This is a genomic window from Stieleria sedimenti, assembly GCF_025060895.1.
Taxonomy (GTDB): domain Bacteria; phylum Planctomycetota; class Planctomycetia; order Pirellulales; family Pirellulaceae; genus Stieleria; species Stieleria sedimenti.
In genome coordinates, this window is record NZ_JANZKV010000255.1 from 14,305 (window position 1) to 40,829 (window position 26,525).

Below are 26,525 nucleotides of genomic sequence, written 5' to 3' on the forward strand. Positions count from 1 at the left end.
ACTACTGCACCCATTCCTGGTCGAACACATAGCGGTCGGAGCGACCACACAGTGCGGTGAAGATGTTGTCAAAGTCGATGCTGTCGGTGATGAAGCGAACCGAGCCGTCGCCCATCGTGAACTGCACTCCACCGACGTGTTGCGAACGGAATCCGTTGTGCAACGTGTGTTCCATATTCTGAGTCCAGTTCCCCGAAAACAGGCTGTTGTTCGGGTATCGCGGAACGGTGACATTGGCGGTCTTGCCGTGAAAGGCACCCCAGGCATAGTGCATCGGACGGGCCGCCCAGAAGCCTCCCGGACCACGCCCGGGACGCGAATCTTCTTGCGTGCCGTCAAAGTGCTGGAGCCATGCACCGTGCTCCCCGATGGCAATGGTGTTGCTCAGTCCGTCCAAAACGCTCGAGAATCGGCGCTCTCGGAAACGGTTGTTCAACATCGAGAGGAAGCCGTCGTCTTGCAACCATCCCCACGACCAGGTCGCGGTATTGGCGTAGTAGCGATCCCAGGAGAAGACATTCGAACCTGGGGGGTTGTAGTAACCGACCGATGCGACGTAGTCGGGGATTTGGACGTCGTAGGTGTCCGGTGCATCCGGATCAAAGTCGCGGGTCGCTTGGCTGGTTTCCTGAATGCGGAATCGCTCCAGGGCGCTGGAGGGGCAGTTGTAGGTCGGAACGTTGGTTCGAGACATCAACTCCCAGTTTCGGTTGGGGATGACGGAGTCTTCGCTGAAGTCCGTGCCCTCGTAGATGATCGCGTCCGCCGCAGACGACTGTTCCAATTGCGGCAGAATCACCGTGAGCCAGGAAACGCCCGAATGGGGACGTCCCGTCGACGGCAGGTCGGTTCGCAGACCATGGTTGGCTGGCATCTGACGAAACGTGTCGTGGTAGTTGTGGATCGCCAACCCGATCTGCTTCATGTTATTAGAGCATTGCATCCGCCGTGCTGCTTCGCGAGCAGCTTGCACTGCGGGGAGCAACAGACCGACCATGACGCCGATGATGGCGATCACGACCAACAACTCGACTAGTGTGAAAGCGGAACGTTTGTGAGTGAGATTTCTCATCGCTTGAAAGTTTGCATTGTGAAGGAGACAGGATTCGAGTGAGCCGGGCAGCAACGTGCTAATTGACTCTTCGATGGCATTCTCACGAGGCAAACGACATACCGGCGACGCGAATCCGACTCGACAGATCCTGGCATTCAGCTGCGGTGCGGGTGAATCGAACAGCAATGACCTGCAAGGTGAAATGTTCGCCCATATCAACTTCAGTCTTTTTCGAAAAGTTTCGAATGATTCATCCGCTCGGCCAGCATGTCGCATCTTCAAAAATAAGCATTGCCTTGATCGTGGGCACACACAATTAGCACCCGGCCCTCTAGTGGCGTGTGAGCAATGGGTACCGTAGCAGGAGCTTGGTGACGGCAGACGAGAAACGGATTGGTCATCAGGACTGATCGTCGCGATGGACTCACTCGGATGTTCATCGAAAAGGGGTTGGGGGTGTTTTCGCAGCTGATGGCAGGACCGAAACTGGCGTTCGGCGATGCGCATTGCCGGACGGTGGTCCGCCGCACGCTCTTCCTGTGATTGGCGGACAACGCCGCCGTCCCGGGAAGGTAAACTGCGGGTTTGGGGCGCTACCGCTGAATCAACGTGCTCTTCCCAGGGGGCGCTTGCGAGTGGGGTAGGCTTTCAGGCTGGTCATGCCAGCATCGACAGGCTGGAAGCCTCTCCCACGAGGATTCCGTTGGGTGCCTTTCCGTCAGGGGCTCCATTTGGGGAGTTTTTTGACCGTATGGTGTGACAGGACCCCGGCGGCTGTGTTTGGCTGGTAGGAGAAATCGATGTTGCAAGGTCCGGATACACGAGCGTCGCTGATCGGCAAGCTGAACCAACCGGCTTCGGAAGAGGTTTGGATGGAGTTTGTCAGTATCTACCGGCCGCTTGTGGTTCGGGTGGCGTTGGCGAAGGGCCTACAGCACGCCGACGCGGAAGATTTGGCCCAAGACGTTTTTTCCGCGGTGCGACGGTCCTTAGCGACGTTCAAAACACGTGGCCGGGGTTCGTTTCGAGCTTGGTTGTTTCGCATCACCCGCAATCTGGTCGTCAACCACCTGACACGCTCCAAGGGGCCGGTGGGGTCGGGGGACAGCCAGATGAACCAGTTATTGATGCAACAGCCGGATCGGCAGAACGAGACGGCCACTTTGTTCGATTATGAGCTGCGTCGTCGGCAACTTCATGTTGCGGCAGATCGGGTGCGTTCAAAATTTGAACCCGCCACGTGGCGGGCGTTTTGGATGACCGCCGTCGAAGGCAAATCGATTTCCACTGTCGCGGCTTCGCTCGGTAAGGCAGAGGGCGCCGTGCGGATGGCAAAGTGCCGCGTGTTTGCACGTTTGCAACAAGAAGCTCAAGACCTTTCCAGCCTGTGGGAGACCGAAGGATGATTGCACGCATTGGCAACGAACAGAATCAACGGGATCGATTGCACTACGACCGTGAAACGCTCAACGACTTTCTGCACGATCGTCTCGCGGCACGCACCGAAGAAGTCACCCGGCACATCGAGTCGTGCGAGGATTGTCAGTGCCTGGTCGAGGACATGGCGGAAGAGAGCCTGAGCTGGCGAGACCTCGCTGAGTTGCTTGCCGAGCCGGAGGGGACTTTCGTCCATGGCTGTGAAGTTTCGCCGAAAAGCTCCGCAACCAAAGATGCGGCCGCGGACGAGCGCAGTCGGCAAGCCGGCGCTGCGTCGTTTCTCGAACCGTCCGGCGATCCCGAGTCGATCGGACGCTTTGCCCGCTACGAGGTCAAACAAATTCTTGGCCGTGGCGGCATGGGGATCGTGATGCGGGCGTTTGATCCTTCGCTGGGGCGTCATTGTGCCGTGAAAGTTTTGGCACCCGAGTTGGCCAGTTCCGCCGCCGCGCGGCAACGGTTTTCTCGCGAAGCCAAGAGTGCGGCAGCGGTCGTCCATCCACACGTCGTTCCGATTCAAACGGTCGATGAACACGACGGGCTTCCGTATTTGGTCATGCCCGTCGTGGAAGGCCCGAGTCTGCAACAGCGGGTGGAACAGGATGGCCCGCTGTCACCGATCGAAACCGTCCGGATCGCGGCGCAAATTGCCGAAGGTCTTTTCGCTGCCCACCAGCAGGGGTTGGTCCATCGTGACATCAAGCCGGCAAACATCCTGTTGGAAAACAGTGTCGAACGAGTGCAGATCACAGACTTCGGTTTGGCCCGAGCGGTGGACGACGCCAGCATGACACGCAGCGGCGTGATCGCGGGGACGCCGCAATACATGTCGCCCGAACAAGCTCACGGGGATGCGATCGACCACCGCAGCGATCTGTTCTCACTCGGCAGCGTCATGTACTTCATGCTCACCGGACGCAGCCCGTTTCGTGCGGAAACAACGATGGGGGTGCTCAATCGGATCGGCAATGATGATCCGAGATCGCTGCGTGAAATCAACGCCGATGTTCCCGAGTGGCTTGACGCAATCGTGATGCGTCTGTTAAGCAAGAACCCTGACCAGCGCTATCAAAGATCATCGGAAGTGGCACAGCTCTTGAACGGCTGGCAAGCCCATTTGCTCGATCCGACACGGGCCGACGAGCCAGAGCCCCAACGCCCCACAAGCCGACGGGCGAATGTCACAGGTAGTGGTCGCAAGATCGACAACAAGTTGCCTTGGATTCTTGCCGCGGGAGTGTTCGGTTTCTTTGTTTGGGCGGCAACCATCATCATTTTGCAGACCGACCACGGGACTCTGCGGATAGAAAGTCAGGCGGACGAGAATCTGCCGATTGTGATCCGGAAAGGTGATGAAGTCGTCGACCAGGTATCGGTGACCCGAGAGGGCGCATCGATCCAAGTGAAATCAGGCATCTACATTGTTGAAATTGCCGGCAACGTGGATGGTTTCGAGGTCCAAAACAACGCGGTTGTGATCAAACGCGGTGCGACGCACGTGGCCAAGATTGTCGAAACGAAGCCCGCCGGCAACGCACAGGCTGATGTGATCATGCAAACGCCCGATCGCTCACAGCCTCCCAAGCTGTCACCGTTCACACGGATGGAGTTTCAAGGTGCACAGGTCCTCGTCACGTATCGCTCCGAGCAATACGAACTGCTCGAGATCGACCGATTCGCGATCCAAGATCTTGTCAAACAGACGCAGGAACATTTTGGTCGGAGTTGGAAAAAACGCTTGAGTGAGGACCTGGTCGAGGTGCTTTGGAAACTGGGGCATTTTCCCGGAGAGTCTGTTCATCTCAAACTGAAGCGACTTGATTCCGGGAAAGTGGTCTCTGGCGAAGCGAAGATGACCGAAGCAAATCGCCATGTACTCTATCGTGATAACGCGCACAACCAAACGGAGGGGCGCAGCGTTGAAGACTCTTTCCACACGGTTCTGGCGGGCAATACATCCGTCAAAGCGGACGCCGTACCGCTCGACGAGTTCCTGGAGAAGCTTTCCGAGCAGCATCGGATTCCAATCATTTTGGACCGAAACAATCTGAAGCAAGCGGGCATCACCTCCAATGTGAATGTCAGCATCGAAATGAAGAACGTCAGTCTTCGGATGGTGCTGAACATCGCCCTGGCGAAAGTCGGCTGCAAATACGAAGTGAAGAACGAGATCATCCGCGTCTTCGCGGCACCGAAACCATAACGCCCGATGAAATCTCCGTCACTGTTCCAAGTCGCCGATCAACATCAGCGACGAGGTGTACCACGTGTGGTCCTTGTACTTGTCAGGCTTGGCATCGAAATCGGCTCGATTGCGTTCAAACAGAATCTCTCGCTTGTCCAGCTGTTGCGGTGTCAATTGAATCTTGATGCTGTGTCGGCCGGGGGCGAGTTTCGAGCCGATGGTCAACGTCGCCATCCGGTGGTAGGTGCAATAGCCATCGATGCGGTTGCGCGAGACTTCGTCGCCGTCGATCTGGACGCGGACCTGACCGCCATCGGGTCCCAACACGTCAAACAGAGCGGCGTGCGTGCCTTCGAAGGTGAATGCCAGCGTTGCACCCGGTGCGTCAGCTTGATAGAGCTCGGGCATGTTACGCCTAAATCGCTTGGCCAGCGCATGATCCCCGGGAAGCTTGGTCCAGTTTCCGGTCAACATCTCGGGTTTGATGGCCACCATTTTGGCGTGTTCCCAGTTGTCCTTGCGAAGGGGGGCGATCAAGGCATGGGGTTGCGGGGCATCGCCGGCCGCCGTGAACTTCGGCCAAGATCGTGCGATCACTTCGGTATAGAGACGGTGCCCGGTTTCGACATGCGGATGAACGCCATCGGTTGAGAAGACCATCGGCTCTGAATCGATGTCCTTTGGTTTGGGGGCTTTGAAAATCAGCTTTCCCGCCGACTCCAATTGAGCGACTTCGACGCCGAAATGAATCGAAGGGATCGCATAGTGATCGGCCAAGTCTTCCATGGCGCTGGCTGCACGAGGCATCTTGCCGGACTTCAGATCGGGCAGCATCGCTTGCGTGAGCGTGTAGACAAAACAAATGTCGGTTTTCGGATTGGACGCCCACGTTTGACGCACAATGCCTTCCATTGATTGATGGATGCGTTCCGGTGCGGCTCCGCCGTCGTTGACCGCAAATTCCACGAACAGCAAATCCGGTTGGTGCTGCAACGCATCTCGCTGCAGACGAAACACGCCGAAGCCCTCGACCCCGCCCACTTTGACGTCGAAATTTTACACTTGGGTGAGACCACAGATCAGCCGCCGGAGGCAGAACCAGCGGGTGTGAAGTCGGTCCCCGCCTTGGTGATCAATGGCCAGCCGTTCCATCTCCATCATGGAGCCGTGGTATGTTGTAGAAACATTTCGCTCTCCACACAGAAATGAGGTCCAGTATGTATCGTGTGTTCCTTGTTTGTGCCGCCGTGACGGCGTTGACCGCTGTCGCGGTTTTTTCGAATCCACTTGACGCCGACGACGCGACCAATGATCGCGAGCAGGAGCGGAAGATGCGTCTGGAATACCTGACGCAACAGGCGAGGGAGTTCAAAATGTCGCCTGTCAACCAGCAAAGCGTGCTGCTTTCGATGGAAGAACGCCCCGTTTTGCGGTACACCAACCCTGTTCGTAATTTTTTCACCGATGGCGTCGTGTTTCTTTGGAGACACGATGCAGAACCGGCCGTCCTGGGCGCGTTGTCGGTGCGTGGAAATGGAAAAGTGTTCTGTGAATTCGCATCGCTGACAGCGACGCCCTTGTATTGCGATCTCGGCCTGCAGCGACCTTGGACGCCCGAAAAGAAGGCTCAGGTCGATGTGCCCTTGAAGGTTCGGATACCGGACTCCGATGACGAGAGACGTCAAAAACTTGCGATGCGTCAGCTGATTCGTCGTTTCTCGGTGTGGATGTATGAAGTTGAAAATCCGGACCAGAAAAAGGAGTTGCGTCTATTGACCAATCCGTTGGTCCAATGGTCGGATTCAGCCGGCAAATCGTCGATGTGTTTCGGATTCGCCGAGACCAACGACCCCGAGGCCTTGGTCCTGCTTCGCTACACTCCAAAATCGAATACAGGTGGAGGCACCTGGACGTACACGCTATCGCGAATGACGTCGCGGCCGTTGGTTTTCGAATTGGATCAAAAAATGATTCATGAGGTCAAAGCCTATTGGCAGAATCCCCAATCTGTCAAAGACGATTACCTTGAACGGGCACTGGGAGAATATCCAGCGGAATAAGACTGCATCAACCAACGAGCGAATGCCCATGGCATCAAGTTGGCAGTGGGTTGATGACGTTGAAAGCGATCGAGCGACCGACGACCGGCACATTGAACGAGAGTACCTGATGAGACAGAGCTTGCAAAATCCACGACTTCCCAGGCCGGTCTTTTCGAACGGCTGCTTCGCTTTCGTTGACCGGAAAAGGTCGGTCGATCTTAGGTGGAGACTCCTGCTCCTGATCAATTTGCTGCTTGCACCGCTGGCCGCGTCGCAGGCCGCTGATCGCTCCGCGGATTCGCCTGCTGTGCACCGCTGTGAAGCATTTTTTAGCGGCACGGCGCGAGCCCTCCGGTGTTTTGGCAGAGATGCAGAACCGGAGGGCTCGCGCCCTGCCGCTAAAACTTTCATCAACACAGGGGCGAAATGCTTCACAGCGTTGCCTGATGTGGTCGTTTACGGGGCGACACCTGCGGGCATTGCCGCGGCGCTGCATGCCGCAGAAGCAGGCCGCAGCGTTTGGCTGATCGAACCCACCGGACGGATCGGTGGCATGACGACACATGGTCTGTCGCATTCGGATTTCCACAGCTTCGAAGCGCTCAACGGACCGTTTCTGCATTTCAGTCAGCGGGTCTTGCGGCACTACCAGAAAACGCACGGCAACGATTCCGAACAGGCCAAAGACAGCTGGCAAGGCACCCACGGCGAGCCCTCGGTCAACCTGCTGATTTTTGAACGCATGCTCGCCGATACACCGACCATCTCGGTCCTGACGAATCATCGTCTGGTCCAAGTGGATGTCGAGGACTCAGCGATTACGACGCTGCACTTTTCGCTGCCGGAATCAAAGCAAATCATGGTCAAGCCAAAGATCGCGATTGATGCGACTTACGAGGGCGACCTGCTGGCCGCGGCTGGCGTTCCATACCGCCTGGGGCGAGAGGCTCGGTCGGAGTACGGCGAATCGCTCGCGCCGGAAACCTCCGATGACCAGTTGCAGGGCTACAACTTCCGTCTTTGCATGACGCAGAACGAATCGAACCGCGTGCCGATTCCTGTACCGGAAAATTACGACCGAGAAGACTATGCGGCGATTGTTCCGCTGGTCAAATCCGGTGCCTTCGATGCCGCCTTCGGTTATCCCGGTCGACGCTTCATCCTGAAGGCACACCTGCCGGTGATGCCCAACGGCAAGCACGACATCAACGACGTTTCCAAGGGGTTGGTTCGGCTCTCGTTGCCGGGACACAATCGCGACTATCCCGAAGGCGACGTCGCCACCCGACGTCGCATTGAGAAGAAACACCTCGACTGGCAACTCGGGCTGATGCACTTCGTCCAGACCGATCCCGCGTTGCCAGATGCCTTTCGCGAAGCGGCCAAGACGTGGGGGCTGTGTCGCGATGAGTTTGCCGACAGCGGCTACATTCCGCCACAGATATACGTTCGGGAAGCTCGCCGCATGGTCGGCCAGTACGTCTATACCGAAGCAGACACACAATACGCCCCGAATGATGCCCGCGCCCGCTTGCATCCCGACGCGATCGCGATTGGAGAATACAGCCACAACTGTCACGGCACGGATCACGTAGGACCGCTGATCGGCGGACGGCACACCGGTGAGTTTTACAAAGGCGTCGCGCCCTATCAGATTCCCTACGGAGTGCTCGTGCCGAAGACGATGCGAAATCTGCTCGTTCCGACAGCCTGCAGCGCCAGTCACGTCGGCTTCTGCGCGCTTCGTCTGGAACCGATCTGGATGTCGCTCGGTGGTGCCGCAGGTGATGCCGCCGACATGGCGTTGGCCGGAAACGTCAGGGTGCAGGATGTCGATGTCGAAGCGTTGAAACGGCGGGTTTGGTCGCGCGGCGGTGCGACGATCCACGTCAGCGATGTGGGGCCAGGTCACCCGGATTTTATCGCCGTGCAATGGTGGGGCAGCCTCGGCGGATTTCACGGGATCGAGCCTGCTCCGGCGAAACCAGGCGCGCGCGGCAAACACATTGTCAGTCAGTATTTCGAGGCGTTCCCCGGACATGCGGCCAATCTCGACCAACCGCTCGAGGAGGAATTGGCGACACGCTGGAATCAACTCGCCCGTCGGCACGGCCTGTCCGTTCCCGCCACCAGCGGCACGCGAGGCGACTGGATTCGAGCCGCGTTCGCGGCTGCCGATCAGTCGGTGGTTGATGTCCCCGTTTCCGGCGCGTTCGGACCGTCAAGGTGGTCAACGAAACGTGCATGGAAAGACGAGAACGAATAATATAAATCGGATGAAGAAACTTCTTACATTGGCGTTTATTCTCGGGATGACCGCGGCGTCTGCGGGCGCGAACGAGCCGCGCGAAGCAGACGTCATCGTCTACGGCTCCACCCCGGGGGGCTTTTGCGCCGCGATCGCCGCTGCCCGCGAAGGCGCTTCGGTGATCTTGCTGGAGCCGACCGACCACGTCGGCGCGATGAATACCGGCGGGCTGAGCCACTGCGATTCAAACCAGATGGTTCGCAGCACCTTGATGGGACTGTTCGACGAGTGGCACACGCGTGTGGTGAAGGACTACACCGATCGCGGACTCAAGGCGCCCTACGACCCGGCGAAAAAAGACCAGTCGCGTTGGACTTTCGAGCCGCACGTTGCGATGCGAGTGACGATGCAGATGCTCGACGAAGCCGGGGTAACCGTGCTGACCCGGCGCTATCTGAAATCGGTCACAAAAGAAGGTCCGCGGATCAAGTCGCTGGTGACAAAAAACGGCACGTTTACGGCCAGAGTGTTGATCGATGGCAGCTATGAGGGTGACCTGATGGCCGCCGCGGGAGTCGACTGGACGATCGGTCGGGAAGGCCGCGACGAATATGGCGAATCGCTGGCGGGGAAGCGGTTCCCGAAGAAGCAGATGAATATCAACGGCTTCGCCGATGACGGCAATCTGTTGCCGCTGATCACCACCGATGATGCCGGACCTGATGCGGCGGGCGACAGGAAGATTATGACCTATAGCTTTCGGCTGTGTCTGACGACGGAGCCGAACAACCGCGTGCCGATGCCGACGCCGGACAACTACGACCCTGCCCGCTTTGAGATCGTCCGTCGTGCGCTGCAGGCGGGAGAAACACGGATCGGATTCGACCTCTACCCGCTGCCCGGCAATAAACTTGATGGCAACAATTCAATCGGAGGACAGTTTTCGATCGGTTTGGTGGGTGGGGGCAACCACTGGCACTCCGCGGACGAAGCCGGCCGGAAGCAGATCTGGGCAACGCACAAACAATTCACGCTCGAGTTCATCCATTTCCTGACCACCGATCCCGTCGTGCCGAAGTCGATCCGCGACAAATACTCAGAACTTGGGCTGTGCAGAGACGAATTCGTCCACGACGACCACTTTTCACCCGCACTCTACGTGCGCGAGTCGCGGCGGATGAAGGGTCTGTATGTGATCAGCCAGAAGGACATCCTGGAAACGCCAGTTAAGCACGACCCCATCGCGATCTCCTCGTTTCCGATCGACTCGCACGACGTGCAGCGTGTCGCGTTCAAAGACGGAGGCGTGATCAATGAGGGGACGATCTTTCCCGTGCGGAATCAAAAGCTGAGGCAAGGATACGCCTACCACGTGCCGTACCGCTCGATTCTGCCCAAGCCAGATCAGTGCGACAACCTGCTTGTTCCCGTGGCGCTCTCTTGCACGCACGTGGGCATCTCGTCCCTGAGGATCGAAGCCGCGTGGATGGTCATCGGCCAAGCCGCGGGCGTTGCTGCGGCACTTGCGGCGGATCAGGACATGGCCGTGCAAAACTTGGATTACGAAACACTCCGCGAGCACCTGCTGGCTCAAAAGCAGGTTTTGGATTTGCCAGAGGCAACCGAATCGCCATCTGCGGACGGTTCGATCGCCGCGAAAATGCTCCCGGGAATGGTGCTCGACGATGCACAAGCCATGCTGACCGGTAACTGGTCTCGATCAACAAACTTCAAACCGTACCTCGAACGCGGATACGTCTTCAGCGGTGAAAAAGAGTCAGAATCAACACCTGACCGTGAAGCGACCGCGAGCTTTCGATTCACAGCACCGGCGTCCGGTCGATATCAACTGCTGATGGCTTACTCGGCACACGAGACCCGCGCGAAGAATGTCCCCGTGATCGTGTCGTCGGGCACTCACCGCAAAACAATTTCGGTGGATCAAACCGTGCCACTACCCGACGGCCACGCCTTTCGCCCGATTGCCACGGTCGATCTGCAGGCGGACACCGACACCGTCATTCGAATCACCAACGCAGGCACAACCGGCTTCGTGATCCTGGACGCGCTGCAGTTGCTGCCCCTCCAACCGGAATAGGACCCCACGCTAGGCGATGACGTCGTGGACGACTTGCCCCGAGAGATCGGTCAGGCGGTAATCGCGGCCGGCGTATCGGTACGTCAAACGCTCGTGATCGAAGCCCAACAGGTGCAGCATCGTGGCGTGGAGGTCATGCACCGAAACCGGGTTCTCGACGGCTTTGAAACCGAACTCATCGGTCGCACCGTAGATCGTACCACCCTTGATGCCTCCGCCCGCCATCCAGAGCGAGAAACCCCAGTGATTGTGATCGCGTCCTTGGCTGGCGCCTGATCCGTTTTGGCCCATTTCCACGGACGGCGTCCGTCCGAATTCACCACTGCACAGGATCAATGTCTTGCCGAGCAGGCCGCGTTGCTTGAGATCTTTGATCAGGCCCGCGATCCCTTGGTCACACTGGTTCGCGACATTGCGGTGGGCGCCTTTGATGTTGTTGTGACTGTCCCATGGCTGGCCGGCACCGTGCCAAACCTGCACGTACCGCACGCCACGTTCAACCAAACGCCGAGCCAGCAGTAGTTGGCGATTTTGAATCCCTTCGCCATACAGTTTCAAAATGTGTTCGGACTCCTGATTGGTATCGAACGCGTCGGTGGCTTCCATTTGCATTCGGTAGGCGAGGTCAAACGACTGGATCCGCGCTTCCAAATCAGCTTCGTCCGGACGCCCAGCCGAGTGCCTGGCATTGAGTGCCTGCAAGACTTCCAGCTGAGCCAGTTGATCTGATTGGCTCATCCGCTCGTTGCGAATATGACGAATCAGTTTGGTCGGATCGGTCTGAGCCGTGTCGACCAACGTGCCTTGGTAGCTACCGGGCAGAAACGCGGATTGCCAGTTGCCGGCACCAGCGACCGGCAAGCCGCCCGGACACAGCGCGACAAATCCGGGCAGGTTCTGATTCTCGCTGCCCATGCCCCAAGTCAACCATGATCCGAAACTGGGACGCACCAATCGGGAATGGCCGGTGTTCATCAACATCAGCATCATCTCGTGGCTGGGCAATTCGGCGTACATGGAACGAATCACCGCCAATTCGTCGGCGCACTCGGCCACACGCGGGAACAGGTCGCTGATCGGCATCCCACATTCGCCGTGCTGTTTGAACTGAAACGGCGACGGCAGAGCGACCCCCGTCTTGCGTTCGGTCTGCAGGTTATCAAACGGCAGCATCTGACCGGCTCGACGGGTCAGTTCCGGCTTCGGGTCGAAGGTATCGACCTGCGACATGCCGCCGTTGAGAAAGATGTGAATCACATGCTCGGCACGAGCCGGAAAATGGCTTGTGGTCTCTGCCGTTGCCGACTGACCGGCCAGCAGATCGGCCAGCGCCAGTGATCCGACCCCCAGGCCACAGCGTTGGAGAAACTGCCGGCGAGGCGAGATGAAGGAGTTGTCCATGATGATCTTGCTCGTGTAAGGATCGTTGCGCGACCGATGAGTCAACGAATCGGTAGGCCGGTCAATCGAGGAAAATGAACTCGTTGGAGGCCAGCATGGCATGCGCCAGTTGAGCCCATCGGTCGGTTTCCGCCACGGCTGCCGCGACGGCTGCTACTTTGGTCGTGTCGTTGGTTGCGTCTTCATCAGACGTCCCTCCTTGGCGCCGGGGACGCGTGACAAAGGTGATCGCCAAGTCGCGTTCCTGTTGATCGGGCTGGCGCAAATAAATCCGCCGGTACAACCATTCCACTCGGTCTTCATTCGTCGCCGCCGCATCGACAGCTAGCTCGGCCACCGCGGCAGCCCGGTCCTGGATAAAGGCGGAATTCAAAGCGTACAGCGTCTGCTGGGGGACGATCGTAGCGGGGCGTTTGACCGTGCACGATGTCGGGTCCGCACCATCAAACGTGCTGGATAAACTCGAAATGATGTCGCGATTGATGAACGCGTACACGCTGCGACGGGGGACCACCGGATCGGTTTCCAGATCGAACGGTCGACCGCCCATGGTCGTCGTGTCCAGTTCGCCCGAAACAGCCAACAACGCGTCTCGCATCGATTCCATCTCCAAGCGTTTGCGCGGCATCCGCCACAGCAAGCGGTTCTCCGCATCGCGCTGACGGGCGTCTGTATTCTCCAACGAAGCCTGTTGATAAACGTCCGACAGCATGATTCGGCGGTGCATTTTCTTGATCGACCAACCGTCCTCGGCAAACGCCGTGGCCAAGTGATCGAGTAGCTGCGGATGCGTGGGCGGTGTTCCGCGTGTCCCCAGATCATCGGGTGTACGGACGAGACCCACGCCGAAATGGTGCCGCCAAATCCAGTTCACGATGACACGTCGGGTCAGCGGGTTTTGCGGATCGACGATGGCTTCGGCCAGACCACGACGGCGCTGTCCATCGGTGAAAGGCAGCGGGTTGTGTGGAGCAACCGCGGTCAGGAATCTCGCTTCGACTCGCTCGCCACGGTTGGTCGGATTGCCACGCAGGAACACGCGGGTTTCGAGCGGCGTTTCAGATTCGGCCAGCACCATCCCGCGAGGCGGTGAACCGGGCGCGTTCAGGTGCAAGTTGTGGATCGTGCCACGCTTGCCGGACAGTTTATCCGACACCGTGCGGTTGAGCAGTCTGGCGGCGACCTTGTCCGGCACGTCCGTCGGGGTGCCGGTCTCGTACAGGTGTCGCCGCAGCTGTTGATTGATCGAGCTATTGATTTCAGCGTGTCGAGGATCTTCGTCCGTGATCAGATCGCCAGTCGGCGTCGCTTCCAAGGACGCCTGGTGCAACGCCGTCAACCAGCCGAGATGCACCTCCGCAAACAGCTTGCCGTAGACCTCGGCCAATTCGATCAGCGATGCCGGTCTGGATTCTTCCAGCGCGTCGAGAACTCGCGGATTCCATTTTGGAGCCTCCACGCTCATGTTGTGCAGATCTTTAAACTTCGCCGGATCGCCATTCTCCGCTTTCAACGTCTGTACCAAGCGTTCGCACGCCGCTTGGAACTGGTCCGCAGGAGTGTCCTGCAGCCGGACCCACGCAAAGAACACCGGATCGTGTTCGCTGAGCGTTCGCAAATAGATCCGCCAACGATTGAGAACATCGGGACGCACATCGTCGGTGCGGTACGACAGGAACGCCGCCGAGAGATCCTGCTCGGGGACGCCCTTGGCCAACTCCGTCAAATACAAACCGACTTGGCTGCGCAAGCGGTTTCGCATCACTTCCATCTGATCGCGAGCCATATCGCGATAGATCGTCTGTCGTTTCTCAAGTTGGCGTTGGTAGTCGCGCAGCGGGTCGGTCAGCGGTGGTTCGCCCAGCACCGGCAGTTCGTCCGGCGACTCGCTGCCGGCCAGGGTCGCGTACAGGGCGTAGTAATCGGTGGTGGGGATTTCGTCGAACTTGTGGTCGTGGCAGCGGGCGCAGGCGACGGTCACACCCATCAGTCCCCGCGTGACCACGTCGATCTGGTCGTCGATCAAATCATGCACGCTACGAAACTGCATGCCCACCGTCAAAAAACCCAACGCCGCCAGAGCGGGATCGTTGGCAGGCAGGTCCAGTTGATCGGCGGCCAGTTGTTGCAGGATGAATTCGTCGTAGGGCAAGTCTTCGTTGAACGCGCCGATCACATAATCGCGATAGGTGTACGAGAACGGAAACCGCGTGAAACCGATCGCCGAACCGCCGTGCGTGTCGGCATAGCGAGCGATGTCCAACCAATGACGGCCCCAACGTTCGCCATAACGAGGCGACTGGAGCAATCGGTCGATGACTTTGCCGAAAGCCTGATCGTCGGGGGCGGCGTCGCTGACGAACGCGTCGACCTCTGCGGGCGAGGGAGGCAGGCCGATCAAGTCAAACGTGGCGCGCCGAATCAGCCGCCGGCGGTCCAACCGCGGGGCAAGCGTCAGGCCGTTCTTCTCCAGAGCCGCGACGATAAAGCGATCGATCTCGGTAGATGCGGCGCCCTTGGGCTCGGGGACTTCGGGGTTGCGAATCGGTTGATAGGACCAATGCCCCTCAAACGTTGCGCCCTGATCGATCCAACGCCGCAGGATCTCGATCTCTCTTGCCGTCGGTCGTTTTTGCATTTCCGGGGGCGGCATCTGCATGTCCGGATCTGCGCTCGTCAACCGCAAGATCATTTCGCTGGCATCGGGGTCACCCGGCACGATCGCCGCCGTCGTGCTGTCGTCTTCAATGTCCAAACGCAAATCGGCTTGGCGGTGCTGTTCGTCCGGACCATGGCACTGGACACAGTACTCCGCCAGAATCGGTCGCACGTCACCGCTGAAGCTGATCTCGTCCGCCACGGCCGCCGATCCGGACAGTCCGAGTGCCAAGCACAACGCAATCGCAACCAAGATCACCGTGCGGCCGATCGGAGCGTGGCAAGTTGTCATCGATTGCCTCATCTACTTTCAAGGCGAGAAACGGCAAGGGCGAGCCCTGAGTTGTCTTCGCCGAACGAGGAATTAGGGTGGGAGGGAAAGCATCTGTCGGCAAGCACGCCGCACGCCCTCTCTACGATTCCTCGTGGAAACGTCAATCAGGCCCGCGGCCGAATCAAGACGACAGGCTCAGCGGTCTTCCAAGGTGGGATGGTCCTTAGTTTAACACCGTTTCCGTGCGTCTGCGCGCGTCGCGGTGCAGGTCGGTGGCCCCGGATGAGTGCGACCGACTGGGATGGCAGAAAAATGGTGGGCAGAAATATGCCAGGCTCGGACGCTGGAACGCCCGAAGCAATTTCAGTGCGGTTACTGACTCGCACGGGGACACGGCTCAGCTTCCAGACGTCCAGATTATTCCATGCCCAATTTTCTTGTCTCCCATTTTCCTGTCGCCGCGCTCCCCATTTCGTGGTCGGGCCGAACCCAGTTGCCCTCTGCTCCGCTGCAAGTGGGTCAAAGCGTTAATAAGCGATTTAGTGCCACCCACCAAACCAGCAAAGCAAGGCAGGCGTACATTCCGGCTAGCAAACCCGTAGCTGGGTAACATCGGTCGCAGTTGGTGGGTGGCACCATTCACCTGAATCGTATGAGTGAGCCGCGACGCGTAAGCGGCCGGGCATTTCGACGTTGCCCGAGGCCTTACGGCCAGCGGCTCACCATTGAGTCAGCAGATCACAACTCAATCGACAGGCCGCGCTAGCGCATTCGGCTCACTCCATCAACGGCCCACGGGGACCTCGGTTTTAAGTTAGTAACACCTTGAAAGACCGGCGGGCTGGCGCCCTAATGCGACCAAAAATCGCCGCGCTAGCTGGTGAGATCCAGGGGGCCGCCGGCGCAAAAGTCGGGTGAGCCGAATGAGGTGAGATTTTGGTGCCCCAGACCCTGCGCGATCGACATCCACAACCGGTTGTGGGGGACGCCGCCAAAGTCAATCGCACGGCCCGTCTTGAAACCGGATCCGCCGCCGATCAGCAGGAACGGGATGTCGTTCAAGGTGTGCGAGTTGCCTTTCCCGAGTTCGTTCAACCAAACGATTTGCGTGTTGTCTAACAATGACTCGCCATCGCGTCCCGGCTCGGGAATCTCCGAAAGTCGCTTCGCCAGATACGCCAGCTCGCCGGCAAACCAAGCGTTGATCCGGCGGAGCTTCTCGTGTGCCTGATCATCACCGTCGGGTTCATGCGACAGCGAGTGATGGCCTTCTTCGATGTCCAGCCAACGCATCCGAGCCTGGCCGACCGACCGCATGAACTGCAACGTCGCGACTCGCGTCAGATCGTTCGCCAAACTGTTCACCAGAAGATCGATTTGCATGCGGCTGATGTCGGGCGTATTGTCATTGACCAACTCGATGTTTGGATCGATTTCGGGTTCGGGATGGACCAGTTCGGCTTCCGACGCGGCAGCCGCAATCTGAGTTTCCAGTTGTCGGACATTCTGCAAGTGTTGCTCCAACATCTGACGATCGCCCGCACTCAGCTTCTGGGACAGCTTGCCCAAGTCTTCACTGACGCGGTCGAGGACACTTGAGACGATCTGTCGATCTTGCGCTCCACCGTACAGTTTCTGAAACATTTGCTCCGGATCATCGATCGGCGCCACCGGCCGATCGCTTCCCGCATAGCACATCCGCGTCCAAGGGTCGGCGCGGTCGGGTACGGCGACGCCAAACTCTAACGACCCGAACCGAGTTCGCGTTTGATCGTTCGATTGAAAATGATTTCGAACCTCTTGATCGATCGAAATCCCGCTGGCCCATCCGGCCGGCGTGTGACCACCGCCTTGAATATTCCCCGGGTTCAGCTGTCGGGCTGTCAACAGACACGACATTCCACGCATATGATTGTCGCCGTCGCCACCCACCTGGTTGTTCACGCCCTTGAGCAAAAGTGTCTGATCGCGGAAGGGTTCGAGTGCCGCCAGCATCGCTTTAAGTTGCAAGTCGCCACTGGGATCAAAGCGGTCCGGCCAGAATTCGTCGGGGAGCGTCCCGTTGGGCGAAAACATGATCACCAGCCGTTTCGGAGGCGTCTCGGATTTTGAGTTCGAATCCGCAGCGCGCAAGCTTGGGAGACCGGCGACAAACGGCAGCGCCGCAGTTCCAATTCCCAGGTCACGTAAAAACCGACGTCGGGTTTCAAGGGATCGATTCATCGAGCATTCTCGGTTAAAAGGGCATCGGAGGACGGTGAACCGTCAACCGCCAGGACGGCCAAGCGGGCGCAGAGTTTCTGAATATTGAAATTATCTTTGGCGAAGGCATCACGCAGCTGGTTCAGTCGTTCCGGGCCGGCTACGTGGGCGCTTTGCTGCAGTAGGTGCTCGTACAAGTGCGTGATAAAAGCGAGGTGTGCAGCTGGGTTTTTGACCGCGAATTCCGCGACATCTCGGGCGCTGGTCAAACGCAAAATTTTTCCATCGGTGGTCGTGTAGTCACTTCCACTGTCGATCGGTTTTGCACGATCCGACTCTCGCCACCGACCGACCGCGTCGAAATTTTCAAGGGTGAAACCGAGCGGATTGATCACGCGGTGACAGGCCATGCAGGCACTGTCCCGCGTCAGTAACGTGACCTTCTCACGCATCGTTAAATCATCCGGAAATTCGTCATCATCGAAGGCGATCGCGTTGGGCGGCGGGTTCAACGCTCGCCCCACAATATTGCGGGTCAAGAAAACGCCGCGGTGGATCGGCGACGTGTTGTTGTGGTAGGCAAAGGCGCTCAGCAAGTAGGGATGCGTGAGGATCCCGGAGCGTTTGTCTTTGTCAAACTCAACCGGCTGAAACGCAGACGCGAACTCGCGACGCCGGGCCAACCGTTTGATCTCCTCTCCATCCAATGGACGCCCCTCCACCTCCTGACTCGGAACATAAATCGCCGCCAATCGGTCGTTCAACATCAAGTGCGGGGCGAGCAACAACTGGCGATAATCGGAGTCACGACTCCAGACCACACTGTCGATGAACAACTCCAGTGAACGGCGCAGGTCGGCGATCACGGCATCGTCAAATTCAGGGTACATCGACTTGTCTTTGGAAAGATCTCGGCCTTCGATTTCCAGCCAACTTTCAAAAAAACGTCGCAGCTTGGCTTTCGCGCGCCGATCGCGAAGCATCCGACTGGCATAGGACTGCACCGCGTCCGCGGAGTCGAGACGGCCCGACTTTGCGGCCGCGAGGAGATCCCGATCGGGCAGACTGTCCCACAAAGCGAACGAGAGTTTTGACGCGATGCCCCATGGTTCTTGTCGCGTACGTTCTTCTTCCGTCATCGCTTGATCGATTGAATCGATCAAGTGGGGGTAGAGGAAGTGCGGTGACATGAGCACGAGAACAACGGCCTTGCGCACACCAGATTCGACATCGTCACCTTCGGATTTGACCAGAGAGGCGAGTTGATTCTGCTCGTCGTCACGGAGCGGTCGACGATAAGCGACTTCGGCAAATTCATGGAGGAAGTGGATGATCGCTTCGCTGCGTTGCTCCCGAGCGTGTTGATCGTTCGATTCCAATGATGCCAGCAGGGGCAATCGCGACACCACTTCGCTTGCCGTTTGGACCGCCCCTTGCATCACGGCGGATTGCCATTGCGGCGAGACCGAACTGCCGCGTTCAAAGCCCAGACTTCGATCGTCCGCCGGGAACGGCACGTCACACACAAATGTCCGTGGCGATTCGGCAGTCGACGTGTGGTTGTAATCCAACACCGACCATGTCCCGCGGGGAGGTTTCCACTCCAGTTTGACCGACGCGCTGTCTTCGAGATATTTGAAAAATTCCAGGCGGATCGGGTAGCTTCGGCCGCCGAGCAAAAACATGCGGGCGGTTTTCTCGCGTCGCTTTCCAGACCCGACCCAATCATCGATGAAAGCTTCGTTGTCGCCCGATGAACGATCATCCCGTAGCGATCCGGTGTTCGGACGTGGATCGAAGTTCAGGTACAATCGGGCTCCATTCTCAGTGGTCAGACGAAAACGATATTCGCCGGTGTGCTCGGCAATCAAACTACCTTGCCAAATGATCGCAAACTGGTCGGCGGACAGGCTCGGGACCGGGGCCTCATTTCCGAAGTCAAACTCCAGGCGAGTTTCGCTGCGATAGTGCCCCAAACGCTGAGCCTTGTTCATCCCCTCTGATTGGTAATATTCACCTCGGAGTCCGGGGACCGAACCGTCCCGCGAACGACCTCGCCCCACATTGTTTTCCGATTCCGGACGCGGCGTAAAATGGGCCAGCAGGTCGGCGATCGAATTTCGATACTGTGCCACCGTCAGGCGGGTCAGCTTTGGCGCCGAGTCGAGTGAGCTGCCGGAGTTCAGTTCGTCACGGATATAGCGAGCCAGAAGCGTGGCCTCTTCACCGACGCAAGATTCCGGATCGTCTTCCGGCATCGTTTCCTCGATGACCTTCGCGATTTCCTGAAGCGTCTGATCGGTTCGCAGCGGTTTGGAATAGCCTTCGCTGGTTCCTTGACCATGTGTCCCGTGGCACCGTAGGCACTTTTCTTTGTAAACGGCCGCCACGTCTAGCGGTTCGGATGTCGCACCGGAGTGGTCCGAGTCCTCGGGGGCCGGAACCGCCAAGCCGACGCCGCACAGGCATGCGACGAGGGTGACAAAGATGGGGATGCGTCGCGCAAAATCCATGATCGGTCGCTAGTGGGGAGAGAAAGGAGGGATCGTCATTCTATCGCAATCTGCGGCCCCTTCGCAATGAAAACGAGATTGCGATGCAGTTCGATGGAGCGAAACGGGGTCAGGAGTCAATCGTGCGAAGCACCCATAGGGCCGCATGCGGCTATTGACTCCTGCCCCCGTTTTCGCGGTTTGCAGCTTTCGTCAACTTTCTGGCAGCGGACAGCACCGCGTCTGACTTAGCAACGAGCGAGATCGAAGCGTCGGAGACAATTTTGGTGCACCTTCTAAACCAGGATGGCAACGCAGGCGTACTCTCCGGCTAGCCAACCCGTCGATGGCTAGGGTCGGTTGCAGTTGGTGGGTAGCACCATTCATCCATTTCGATTCTCTCCCTCTGNNCACCTCCGGACCACGCCCCCAATCCTCCCCTCGACCCCGTCGAAAACTCCGCCCTTGTAGAAACTGGACCACGGATGGCAGCGCGAACCCACGGATGTTTTGATGTCTGTGATCCGTGGGTTCGCTCTGCTATCCGTGGGCTTTTCATCAGTCGCAACTGTTTCATGGGACAGTTCGACGTCTTGCCAGCAAACGGTTGAAGTGCCGTGTCCCTCATATTCCGAGCGACAACCGGCGTTCCGACGAAATCAATCACCGGTTTGCGTGATGAATTGTGCTCAAATGCGGTTTCTCCCCTACGTATCGATGGGACCAATAAGATGACACCACGACGAATCGTAGCGAGCTATCTACTCCTCCAGGCAATCGGGACGGCTGCGTGGTGGGCATGGCTGTTCTATGATCCGGAATCCACCAAATGGTTCCAACCTGCCGCTTGGCCAGCCGAGGCATTACTCGGCTTCTGGCTCGGCGATTTTCTCCTGCTGGTCGGTGGATCGGTCGTCACCGGCGTCGGGGTCTTGCGAGCACTCCCGTGGGCACCGGTCGCGGTTTGGAGTTTAGCCGCGGCGGTTTGGTATCCGACGCTGTATTGCATCGGCGTCAGTGTGATCACCGGTCAGGCGTGGATCGCGTCGGCGATGATGGTTGCCATGGCCGGATTGACCCTGGCGATGGCCACGATCTACGGAACAGCCCAGCAATCGCCGTCGACCATCCGCGTCATCTCCCTGACCAGGACAGCGGCACTCGGTTGGACGATCGCGCAAGTGATCCTCTTTTGGGGCGTTTTTCTGTGGATCATTCCAGTGGCCATTGTCGAATTGGAGGACCGTTTGCAGTGGCCCCGGTTTTCCCACAGCGGCCAGACGGTGATGTCGCTGGTGCTCGGCACGGGAGCGTCTATGTTGGGGCTGTGGAGCGGGATCACCATGGCGACGATCGGCGATGGAACGCCGCTTCCGACCGCGACCGCTCCCAAACTGGTGCTTTCCGGGCCCTACCGCTACGTTCGAAATCCGATGGCGCTGGCAGGAGTCCTGCAGGGCGGCGCGGTCGGTTGGTTGCTCGGTAGCCCTAGCGTTGTCGGTTACTCACTTGCCGGCGCCGTCGTTTGGCACCTGCTTGTCCGGCCGATCGAAGAAGCCGATCTGCAAAAACGATTCGGCGACAACTATCGAGTGTATCAACATCGTGTTCGCCTGTGGCTGCCGACGTTCGCCATCAACAGCGAATCGACGCTGGGCGTTCCGAGACAGAGATAGGAAAATGTCGGGTAGGAAGAATCCCAGCCGCGATCGCTGTTTCGCTTGCTTGGGTTCTCTCCAGCCTCCATTTTCCTTACCCCAAGTCTCCTACCTTCTAAACGACCGACGGCATCCCACCGGACTCAACAGCCGACGCAACGCCACAATGCCGATGGGGAGGGCCCGCGGCGGAGTACGGCGTCGCCGTCGTTAACCTGAAAACTGAACCCCAAGCCTGCCCCCGAGACCAGCGCCCCTTGCAGGTACCAAGAGGCAAACGCAAGCCTATGGGCGCATCCTCTGTCGGCCGGACCTATCGTTTCCGCTCAGCCGCCTGGAGCTTTTTGTGGAGAAGCTCGATTTCCTTTGCAAGCGTGGGCTCAAGCTCCGCCAATCGCTCGGGTATGTCTTGCGAGGCGTGAATCACGGCCAAGACGATGATGGATGCCTTTTGTAGATCGCAAACAAACAGGTGCTTGTTGACTCGGTAGAAGCAGAGTTCGGAAGAAAACTCCGGTCGCGGGAGAAGTAGGTCGGGTTGCTCTTGGATTCTGATGAGCCCCGCTTCGAGATCATCGATGTCGCGCGCTGCAGCCTTCTTGCCCCAATTCTCAATGGAGTACTGTTCAATTTCGTTGATCGAAGCCAGGGCAGCCTGGGTGAGGGCGAGTTTCCGGGGCTTCTTGGAACTCACGACTTGGCTTTCTTCATGGCCGTTCGAAGATCACCGGTAAACTCCACGGTGCGACCTTCGATGGCGTCGCGGTATCCAGCAAGGATGTTGTCACGAGCTGCCGCCGCTTCCTGTTTGAGCTTCATCTGACGCAGGACATCCCGCACAAACTCGCTGGGAGTCGCGTAGAGGGTGCCATCGCCGCAGTTCTCGTTGATGAAAGCCCGCAGCTCGTCGGTCAGGGATAAATTGAGTGAATTCGCCACCAGAACGGTTCCTCGTGAAGGAGTCAAACAAGATTGCCACTCGTGACGTTATTTGTCAATATTCGACACAAGCGTCCAGCAGCACCATTGTCCCGGCGTCGCAAATTTGTCGCCGCGACCGTGCGGGCTCGTACACATGGCATACTTGGTGCCGTAGTTATGGCGACCGAATGCCGACTGCGGTCATTGCCCGCGTGAATGCGTCCGGCGACGATCGTCGTGGGTCACACTGTCAGCTATCCGCCCGGATCTTTTGCGTTCTTTGTGCTCTATTGTGGCAATCTCTCATTGCCCAGATACCGTCTGACTGTTCGTGGGAAATGACGAGGACGTAGAGCGTTTGGCCGCGAAAGAGCACAAAGAGCGCAAAAGGGAAAAGGGTCAGGCCTCTTCGAGGGAAGAGTCAACGGGGCTGGGCGTAAAACGACGACACCAGAATTCGGATTCATGTCTGGCAGTGGGCGATCGGCCTACACGCTGGGCCGAGTGAACTCGCGTCGGACTGCTTGGCTGTCTACGATTCTGCGGATTCACCCATCTCCTGAACGATCGGATGGTTGTTTTGAATCGCAATGCACGCTCCAAGCGTTGCGTCAATCTTTCGACTGGCTTTTGATCCATGCCGCAATCCATAGATTGCCAGCAGGGAACGGGCTCGAGTCATTGCCACGTACAAGCCGTTCTCCAGGACCTTGCCTTCCGGGGCGACATAGTGGTCCACGCACGGGATCACAACGACTTCTGATTCGTAACCTTTGAACGAATGCGGAGTGGTGGCAACAAGTGTGTTCGGCTGTCTCTCGAACGAACGATTCTTCTGAAATGGGAGTTCGACACCGATGGTGGCAAGTGCCGGTGCAAGATCCGACTGCAAAACATCCTGAACCCGACCGTTGTAGATGATGCAGATATCGGTTGGCCAAATCCCATCGATCTGGATCAAGTGTTTCAGGTGACCGGCAATCGAAGCCATTTCTTGCCTTCGGTTGTCAAAACGATGGTAGATCGGTTTCGGTCCATCGATTTGGTTGTACCGCACTCGCAACCAGTCTTCGCCGTTTCGATCTGTCTTCACCAGCAATCCAAGTTGAAGCAATTCGCGCTGATCCTGTCGCTTGCGTGATTCCGAGAGCCGGCTCAGTACGTTCACGGCAAGTTCGGCGATCTCGTCATCCATGATCCGGATTACCTTTGACCGCGCATTTGATGGAGTCTGGAATACATCGTTGATCGATCATAACAGCCGTTACGGACCTCAACAAAGGGGCAGGCGTAATCAATAGACTCGATCCCAATACGGTGCAGCATACCGCAGCTGGTTCCGCAACGAAGGGCTTTCGACGATTAGGAAGTTTTTGCGATCACGGCCGGTCAGACGTTTGAAATCTAGCGTCACCAAAAACAGAAATGGTGAGAGGTTTCGATCAGGGTTCGCCAGAGTGAAGGCGGCGGTACGACTTGATTTCATTCTTAATGACGTACAACTGTGTGCTGTAGTCCGTGCGGTAGTCCCGATAGGCCTTGCCGGCGATCACCCGCAGCGCCGAGTTGGGGACGTCCTTGGGCCAATCAAATGAATCGAGTTCCCTGTACGCTTTGATCTGATTGCCAATGACATAAAGCTGAGTGGAGTAATCGTCGCCGAAGTCGTCTTTGGCATCTCGTCGGATTCCGTCATAGACCTTCTGCGGCACGTCAGCGGGTCGCTTGTGTTGGTAGAGCGATTGCCACGCCCTTGATTGATTCTTGATGACGTACAGTTGAGTTGAAAAATCGTCGGGATGATCCGCCTTGGCCTGTTTTTGAATCGCTGCGAGAACGTCGGCGGGTACCGGTGGCGGTGCCTTTGTCGCTTCCTGGTCCGACGCGATAAGACTCTGAATTGCCGATTGCCCCGACGCGGGCACCGCAAGACAGACGGAAAACAGGATCAGTGGCAAGCAGTATTTCATTGGGGGACTCGATCAAGGAGAGTGGACCTCAAACACTATGCCACCCCGCCGGGTTGTCAAATCACACCCACGACGCAATCCGCGAATGTGATTTGGTGCCACTCACCAATCCGGCATGGCAACACAGGCGTACTCTCCTGCTGGCAAATCCGTAGCTGAGTAGCATCGGTTGCGTTTGACGGACGGCACCATTCACCCGTTCCCACAACGAAGTTTGCGACGTCGCAGTCGCTTCCCATTCGCGTCGCCGATGCGGATTTGCGGTATCATGGGGCGATTCCTTCCGAACGCTAAGTGAGACTGTCGTATGCGTTTTCTATTGAGTGCGTTGCTTGTCGTCGCGGGCTTGTTACCGACTTCCACCTCCCTACGCGGTGACGATTGGACTCGCTTCCGGGGGCCAAACGGGCAGGGGAAATCGCCTGAAAGAGGCCTGCCGCTTAAGTGGTCCGAAGCGAGCAATGTCGCCTGGAAAACCGCGATACCGGGCCAAGGCTGGTCGTCTCCGATTGTGTCTGGCGACCACGTCTTTGTGACGACCGCAACGGAAAATGGTGCTTCGTGTCGAGTGATCGGGATCGACCGCACCAGTGGCGACCTACTTTGGAACACGGAAGTCCACCGACAAGTTCCTGGGCCCAAGCGAGCCCAGAACTCCTATGCCACGCCGACGCCGGTGTCCGACGGTGCACGCGTGTACGCCGCGTTTTACGACGGAACGATCGTTGCCGTCGACTTCGACGGCAAATTGGTCTGGAAGAACGAAGACGTCGACTTCCACAGCTTGCACGGGCTCGGTGCGTCGCCGATTCTTGTCGGCGGGCTGATCGTCATGCCCTTTGACGGCAGCAGTCGAGAGGAGCAGCGCGTCGGTTGGAAGGAACCGTGGGACCAGGCCGTCGTGCTGGCCGTGGACAGGGAGACCGGCAACACAAAGTGGCGGGGCAAACGCGGGCTGTCTCGGGTTGGACACGTGACCGCGATCGCGATCGACAACGGCCAGACCGTGGTCAGCGCCGGTGGCGACCGCGTCCAAGCGCACGACGTCGCAACGGGCGAGCGTCTCTGGTCGGTCTACAGCCAGGGTGAGGGCGTGACACCGTCGCCCGTGCTCGGCGAAGGTCTGATCTTCACGTCATCCGGTTTCGAGGAACCGACGATTCGAGCGATTCGCCCCGGCGGTCGCGGGGACGTGACCGAATCGCACATCGTTTGGGAACAGAAACGCGGTGTCCCGGCCTTACCGTCGCCGCTGTACGTCGAGCCGTTTCTGTACACGATCACTCGCGACAATATCCTGCACTGCATCGAAGCGAAAACGGGCGAAGTTGTCTGGCAGGAACGACTCGACGGCAACTACTCCGCGTCGCCGCTGCTGGCCGACGGCCGAATCTATCTCACGTCCGAAGAAGGTATCACCACGGTGCTCGAGCCCGGACCGCAATACAAGGAGATCACCCGAAACACGCTCGACGGTAAGTCGATGGCATCAATCGCGGTTTCCCAAGGCAACTTCTTCATTCGAACCGGCGATCGCCTGTACTGCATCGGAAACCAACCCCGCTGATCCGTTACTGATTTACCCTGGAGAGGTAGTGCCACCCAACGACTAACGATTTGAGATGGCAGAAAAATCAGGGGCAGAAAAATGAGACGGGACGGAGGGGAGAACGGGCGGCAGGAAGATGGCTGACAAGAGAATTGAGCATGGAGAGACCCGGACGCCGACGCCAGCGGATGGTCTTCGCCGCACAAGAACGGCGTCCAGACGCAGCGTTGCAGGCAGTGCAAGACCGGAATATCAGCAGGGTCGACAACTTGCGAGCGTGGCTCGAATGGTACGAGCATAAGCGTTGGTGTCTAGCCTTTAGCCCGGATATTGCAT

General features: G+C 58.1%; 17 protein-coding genes. 7 read left to right on the plus strand and 10 right to left on the minus strand.

Annotated features, from left to right (window positions below; genetic code table 11):
• Nucleotide 1: 1 nt before the first annotated feature.
• On the minus strand, nt 2-1,072 hold the full coding sequence (locus NZK35_RS28355) for a DUF1559 domain-containing protein (RefSeq protein WP_259635898.1): 1,071 nt from the start codon (nt 1,070-1,072) through the stop codon (nt 2-4).
• A gap of 782 nt (nt 1,073-1,854) precedes the next feature.
• Between NZK35_RS28355 and NZK35_RS28360 the strand changes: the two genes are divergently transcribed.
• Nucleotides 1,855-2,460: an RNA polymerase sigma factor gene (locus NZK35_RS28360; RefSeq protein ID WP_259635899.1), complete on the plus strand. Its 606-nt coding sequence runs from the start codon at nt 1,855-1,857 to the stop codon at nt 2,458-2,460.
• Nucleotides 2,457-4,694, plus strand: coding sequence for a serine/threonine-protein kinase (locus tag NZK35_RS28365; protein WP_259635900.1), 2,238 nt, complete (start codon nt 2,457-2,459; stop codon nt 4,692-4,694). Before NZK35_RS28360 ends, NZK35_RS28365 begins: the two co-directional genes overlap by 4 nt.
• An 18-nt stretch (nt 4,695-4,712) precedes the next feature.
• Here the strand turns inward: NZK35_RS28365 and NZK35_RS28370 are convergent, their stop codons facing one another.
• The gene (locus tag NZK35_RS28370) at nt 4,713-5,693 is read right to left on the minus strand and encodes an SGNH/GDSL hydrolase family protein (protein ID WP_259635901.1); all 981 of its coding nucleotides are present in this window, start codon (nt 5,691-5,693) and stop codon (nt 4,713-4,715) included.
• A 200-nt stretch (nt 5,694-5,893) separates the two neighbouring features.
• On the opposite strand from NZK35_RS28370, the gene NZK35_RS28375 reads away from it, so the two are divergent.
• The 3 genes from NZK35_RS28375 (at nt 5,894) to NZK35_RS28385 (ending at nt 11,064) form a co-directional block, all read left to right on the plus strand.
• Nucleotides 5,894-6,736 (plus strand): hypothetical protein, encoded by an 843-nt coding sequence (locus NZK35_RS28375; RefSeq protein WP_259635902.1) that lies wholly within the window; start codon nt 5,894-5,896, stop codon nt 6,734-6,736.
• Nucleotides 6,737-7,166: 430 nt separating this feature from the next.
• The gene (locus NZK35_RS28380; RefSeq protein ID WP_259635914.1) at nt 7,167-8,984 is read left to right on the plus strand and encodes an FAD-dependent oxidoreductase; all 1,818 of its coding nucleotides are present in this window, start codon (nt 7,167-7,169) and stop codon (nt 8,982-8,984) included.
• Nucleotides 8,985-8,994: 10 nt separating this feature from the next.
• Complete coding sequence (locus tag NZK35_RS28385; protein WP_259635903.1) at nt 8,995-11,064, plus strand: FAD-dependent oxidoreductase; 2,070 nt, start codon at nt 8,995-8,997, stop codon at nt 11,062-11,064.
• A gap of 9 nt (nt 11,065-11,073) precedes the next feature.
• On the opposite strand, the gene NZK35_RS28390 is transcribed toward NZK35_RS28385, so the two are convergent.
• From NZK35_RS28390 to NZK35_RS28405, 4 genes are all read right to left on the minus strand, one after another.
• Nucleotides 11,074-12,465 (minus strand): DUF1501 domain-containing protein, encoded by a 1,392-nt coding sequence (locus NZK35_RS28390; RefSeq protein ID WP_259635904.1) that lies wholly within the window; start codon nt 12,463-12,465, stop codon nt 11,074-11,076.
• A gap of 61 nt (nt 12,466-12,526) precedes the next feature.
• A complete protein-coding gene (locus NZK35_RS28395) occupies nt 12,527-15,415 on the minus strand; it encodes a PSD1 and planctomycete cytochrome C domain-containing protein (RefSeq protein ID WP_259635905.1) in 2,889 nt (962 codons plus the stop codon).
• Between the two features lie 855 nt (nt 15,416-16,270).
• A complete protein-coding gene (locus tag NZK35_RS28400) occupies nt 16,271-17,620 on the minus strand; it encodes a DUF1552 domain-containing protein (RefSeq protein WP_259635906.1) in 1,350 nt (449 codons plus the stop codon).
• Nucleotides 17,617-20,112, minus strand: a complete 2,496-nt coding sequence (locus NZK35_RS28405) for a DUF1592 domain-containing protein (protein WP_259635907.1) — start codon at nt 20,110-20,112, stop codon at nt 17,617-17,619. Before NZK35_RS28405 ends, NZK35_RS28400 begins: the two co-directional genes overlap by 4 nt.
• 710 nt (nt 20,113-20,822) lie before the next feature.
• On the opposite strand from NZK35_RS28405, the gene NZK35_RS28410 reads away from it, so the two are divergent.
• Complete coding sequence (locus tag NZK35_RS28410; protein WP_259635908.1) at nt 20,823-21,767, plus strand: methyltransferase family protein; 945 nt, start codon at nt 20,823-20,825, stop codon at nt 21,765-21,767.
• Between the two features lie 295 nt (nt 21,768-22,062).
• Here NZK35_RS28410 and NZK35_RS28415 read toward each other — a convergent pair whose 3' ends face one another.
• The 4 genes from NZK35_RS28415 to NZK35_RS28430 all read right to left on the minus strand — a co-directional run bounded on the left by NZK35_RS28415 (nt 22,063) and on the right by NZK35_RS28430 (nt 24,640).
• Nucleotides 22,063-22,443: a type II toxin-antitoxin system RelE/ParE family toxin gene (locus tag NZK35_RS28415; protein WP_259635909.1), complete on the minus strand. Its 381-nt coding sequence runs from the start codon at nt 22,441-22,443 to the stop codon at nt 22,063-22,065.
• Nucleotides 22,440-22,688 carry a ribbon-helix-helix domain-containing protein gene (locus tag NZK35_RS28420; protein WP_259635910.1) on the minus strand — a complete coding sequence of 83 codons (249 nt, stop codon included), beginning with the start codon at nt 22,686-22,688 and terminating at the stop codon, nt 22,440-22,442. The genes NZK35_RS28415 and NZK35_RS28420 overlap by 4 nt, the downstream gene beginning before the upstream one ends.
• A 514-nt stretch (nt 22,689-23,202) precedes the next feature.
• Nucleotides 23,203-23,865, minus strand: a complete 663-nt coding sequence (locus tag NZK35_RS28425) for an ATP-binding domain-containing protein (protein WP_259635911.1) — start codon at nt 23,863-23,865, stop codon at nt 23,203-23,205.
• A 247-nt stretch (nt 23,866-24,112) separates the two neighbouring features.
• A complete protein-coding gene (locus NZK35_RS28430) occupies nt 24,113-24,640 on the minus strand; it encodes a hypothetical protein (RefSeq protein ID WP_259635912.1) in 528 nt (175 codons plus the stop codon).
• 307 nt (nt 24,641-24,947) lie between these two features.
• On the opposite strand from NZK35_RS28430, the gene NZK35_RS28435 reads away from it, so the two are divergent.
• On the plus strand, nt 24,948-26,207 hold the full coding sequence (locus NZK35_RS28435) for an outer membrane protein assembly factor BamB family protein (protein WP_259635913.1): 1,260 nt from the start codon (nt 24,948-24,950) through the stop codon (nt 26,205-26,207).
• The last annotated feature ends 318 nt before the right edge of the window (nt 26,208-26,525 follow it).

Coding starts and splice junctions, on each gene's coding strand:
- NZK35_RS28355 (WP_259635898.1), bottom strand. CDS start 1,072: ATGAGAAATCTCACTCACAAACGTTCCGCTTTCACACTAGTCGAGTTG.
- NZK35_RS28360 (WP_259635899.1), top strand. CDS start 1,855: ATGTTGCAAGGTCCGGATACACGAGCGTCGCTGATCGGCAAGCTGAAC.
- NZK35_RS28365 (WP_259635900.1), top strand. CDS start 2,457: ATGATTGCACGCATTGGCAACGAACAGAATCAACGGGATCGATTGCAC.
- NZK35_RS28375 (WP_259635902.1), top strand. CDS start 5,894: ATGTATCGTGTGTTCCTTGTTTGTGCCGCCGTGACGGCGTTGACCGCT.
- NZK35_RS28385 (WP_259635903.1), top strand. CDS start 8,995: ATGAAGAAACTTCTTACATTGGCGTTTATTCTCGGGATGACCGCGGCG.
- NZK35_RS28390 (WP_259635904.1), bottom strand. CDS start 12,465: ATGGACAACTCCTTCATCTCGCCTCGCCGGCAGTTTCTCCAACGCTGT.
- NZK35_RS28395 (WP_259635905.1), bottom strand. CDS start 15,415: ATGACAACTTGCCACGCTCCGATCGGCCGCACGGTGATCTTGGTTGCG.
- NZK35_RS28400 (WP_259635906.1), bottom strand. CDS start 17,620: ATGAATCGATCCCTTGAAACCCGACGTCGGTTTTTACGTGACCTGGGA.
- NZK35_RS28405 (WP_259635907.1), bottom strand. CDS start 20,112: ATGGATTTTGCGCGACGCATCCCCATCTTTGTCACCCTCGTCGCATGC.
- NZK35_RS28410 (WP_259635908.1), top strand. CDS start 20,823: ATGACACCACGACGAATCGTAGCGAGCTATCTACTCCTCCAGGCAATC.
- NZK35_RS28425 (WP_259635911.1), bottom strand. CDS start 23,865: ATGGATGACGAGATCGCCGAACTTGCCGTGAACGTACTGAGCCGGCTC.
- NZK35_RS28430 (WP_259635912.1), bottom strand. CDS start 24,640: ATGAAATACTGCTTGCCACTGATCCTGTTTTCCGTCTGTCTTGCGGTG.
- NZK35_RS28435 (WP_259635913.1), top strand. CDS start 24,948: ATGCGTTTTCTATTGAGTGCGTTGCTTGTCGTCGCGGGCTTGTTACCG.